Origin of the sequence: Muribaculum sp. (assembly GCF_029051885.1) — a bacterium.
Taxonomy (GTDB): domain Bacteria; phylum Bacteroidota; class Bacteroidia; order Bacteroidales; family Muribaculaceae; genus Muribaculum.
The window spans coordinates 1-2744 of the sequence record NZ_JAIDKI010000225.1 but is presented as its reverse complement, the minus strand read 5'-3'; the positions used below and the strand labels follow the sequence as shown (position 1 = coordinate 2744).

At 50.3% G+C, this 2744-nt stretch carries 2 protein-coding genes; one reads left to right on the top strand and one right to left on the bottom strand.

The features are described 5' to 3' along the window. A partial coding sequence (locus tag K2I50_RS09210; protein WP_301026025.1) for an ATP-dependent DNA helicase occupies positions 1-1775 on the bottom strand: 1775 nt, incomplete at its 3' end. 133 nt (positions 1776-1908) lie between these two features. On the opposite strand from K2I50_RS09210, the gene K2I50_RS09205 reads away from it, so the two are divergent. Further along, positions 1909-2736 carry a hypothetical protein gene (locus K2I50_RS09205; RefSeq protein WP_301026024.1) on the top strand — a complete coding sequence of 276 codons (828 nt, stop codon included), beginning with the start codon at positions 1909-1911 and terminating at the stop codon, positions 2734-2736. Positions 2737-2744 lie beyond the last annotated feature (8 nt).

Here is a 2744-nt window from a genome sequence, read left to right as displayed (position 1 = left end):
CTGTTGAGATATCCGGGTATTGTGAATCCATCTCGGGCGATTGCGTCGAGTAATAGCAGGCGTGCTTTGGTTGTCTGAAACAGGTCGGTCACAAGCTCCTTGAATCTCGACGCAGTTGTCTTATTGCTGATTGTGACATCAGTAATGCGCTCGAACATCGGCTCAAACAGTTTGAGCATAGTGTCATGGAAATATGTAGCGCTGCGCTTTACGCGCTCGAGAGTCGCGTCGGAGTGTAGGTCGGAGTCGCTCATACGCCTCAACACCGGGAGCCATTTGTCGGCCACTTCAAGTACCTGTGTGCGCAGGTCGGTGACAAGTTCGCGGTGTATCGTTACGATATGGGGGTACGTGCGCCGACAGTGTTCTCCGACAAATCTGGCGAGGCGCTCCTCGCATTGCCATACGTTACCGAGCGAAAACAGTTCAATCACAAGCATGCGGAAGTATGCTTCCTTTATCATAGGTAATCGCTCAATGCTTCGCGCCGCCTCATCCTGCTGTCGGTTCACGTACTCCGATACCCTGTTGTCGGTCATTATGGCTTCTTGGGTGATTGGAGTGGCGAGTACCATCCCTTCAAGCGATTTGCATCGGCTTAGCGCCACATATACCTGTCCGGGTGCAAACGATGAGCCTGCGTCGATTATCGCATGCTCAAATGTTAGTCCTTGGCTTTTGTGTATTGTGATTGACCATGCGAGGCGTAGCGGAAACTGTGTGAACGTGCCCTGTATATCTTCAGTAAGCTCACCTGTGGCATCGTCCACACGGTAGCGTGTGTTCTGCCATTCGGCTGCGGTGACTTCGATGGCTTCATCGCCGCATGCTACTGTTATTTTGTCTTTTTGCAGATTTACGATATGTCCGATTTTGCCGTTGTAATACTGATGTGCCGGAGATAGGTCATTGCGCACAAACATTACCTGTGCACCGGCTTTCAGGGTGAGTTCTGATGCAGTCGGGAATGATGTCTCTGGGAACGTGCCCTTTACCTCGGCATGGTATGTTACCGCCGGTGCGGCAATGCGTGCGAGGCAATCATTATTATAGCGGTCGGCAAATGAATTGTGGGTTGTGAGACGGATATATCCCGAGCCTTGGGGAGGAGTGAATTCAGGGATGTATCGCGAATTGAGAATGTTCATGTCTTCATGTCCGAGACTCCCTGTCCGCACATGATTGAGCAGTTTGATAAATGTGAGGTTCTGCTGACGGTAGACTTTTGTGAGTTCGATTGTTACGTAGTCTATCTGCTGAAGAGCGCGGCTGCTGAAAAAGTAGGGTGTGGGATAATGCGGTGCAAGCAATTCTTCATCCTGTGGAGTCATGATTGGAGAAAGCTGCTGGAGGTCGCCGATCATCATCAACTGCACTCCGCCAAACGGACGGCTGTCGCGGCGGTACTTGCGCAGGGCGTTGTCGATGGCGTCGAGCAGGTCGCTGCGCACCATGGATATCTCATCGATGACCAGCAGGTCGAGCATGCGGATTATGCGCAGTTTGTCGCGGGAGAAGCTAAACTTGTCGCGTATTTCTATCCCCGGGATATATGGGGAAAGCGGGAGCTGGAAAAACGAATGTATTGTTACGCCGCCGGCGTTGATGGCCGCCACACCGGTAGGTGCTACCACTACTATCGATTTGGAACTATGCTGTTGCAGATTGCGCAGGAATGTGGTTTTGCCGGTTCCTGCCTTGCCTGTAAGAAAAATACTTGTGTGGGTATGTTCGGCAAATTCCCATGCCCTCCGTAGTTCCTCGTTCTGTTCCATACTGCAAAGTTACATATTATAGTACAATTGAAGAGAAATTTACCGGAGCCATTTGAGCAAGAGATTCAAATTTATATGATACTATTGGGCTGAAATTGCTATTAATGAGTATCTTTGTCATATGGATAATATTATGGAAAAATTAAGGACAGCCGTTTTGTCGGTGACATTGTCATTGTCCGCAGCATTGTGTGCCGGAGCTGAGCAGCGCGATACAGTCCGTGTGTCTGACTTTGGTGCCGAGGCCGATTCGTATACTAATGCTGTTGAGGCTATACGTAAGGCTATTGATGCATGCCGCAATAAGCCCGGAGCAGTTTTGTCGTTTGAGCCCGGACGTTACGATATATGGCCTGAGGGTGCCGTGCGCAAGGAGATATACATTTCCAATACATCCTCGGAGGTAGAGTGTCCGTCGAAGGTAAAGACCATAGGCCTGCATCTGTATGGCCTGGAGGGAGTCACGATAGAGGGGAATGGCGCTACATTGATGATGCATGGCTCGATTACCCCTATAGCTGTGGATTCATGTGTGGATGTAACCTTATCGGACTTTTCAGTCGATTTCGAGCGCCCTGGTGGTTCGGAACTCACATATGCCGGTGTGACACCCGGCAAAATCATAGTCAATACACACCGCGATACACGATACGATATCAAGGGTCGGCGTCTGAGGCTGATTGGCGAGGGGTGGAGCACGGAGATACCACACTGTATAAAGTATACCCCTTCCGACCGGCATTTCCAGTATTCTCATGACTGGGGTGTGCTGTCGCAATGCGATGTGGAAGAGCTGTCGCCGGGCAGACTTCAGTTTACTGTTCCTGAGGATTTCCTGCCGGAGGAAGGAGCCACTCTGACCATACGTGATATCATACGCCGGGAGGTGGGAATGCTCAATATCCATAGCCGCAATACAAGGCTGGAGAATCTGAATGTCAGGTATATGCCTGTCTATTAAACACATCT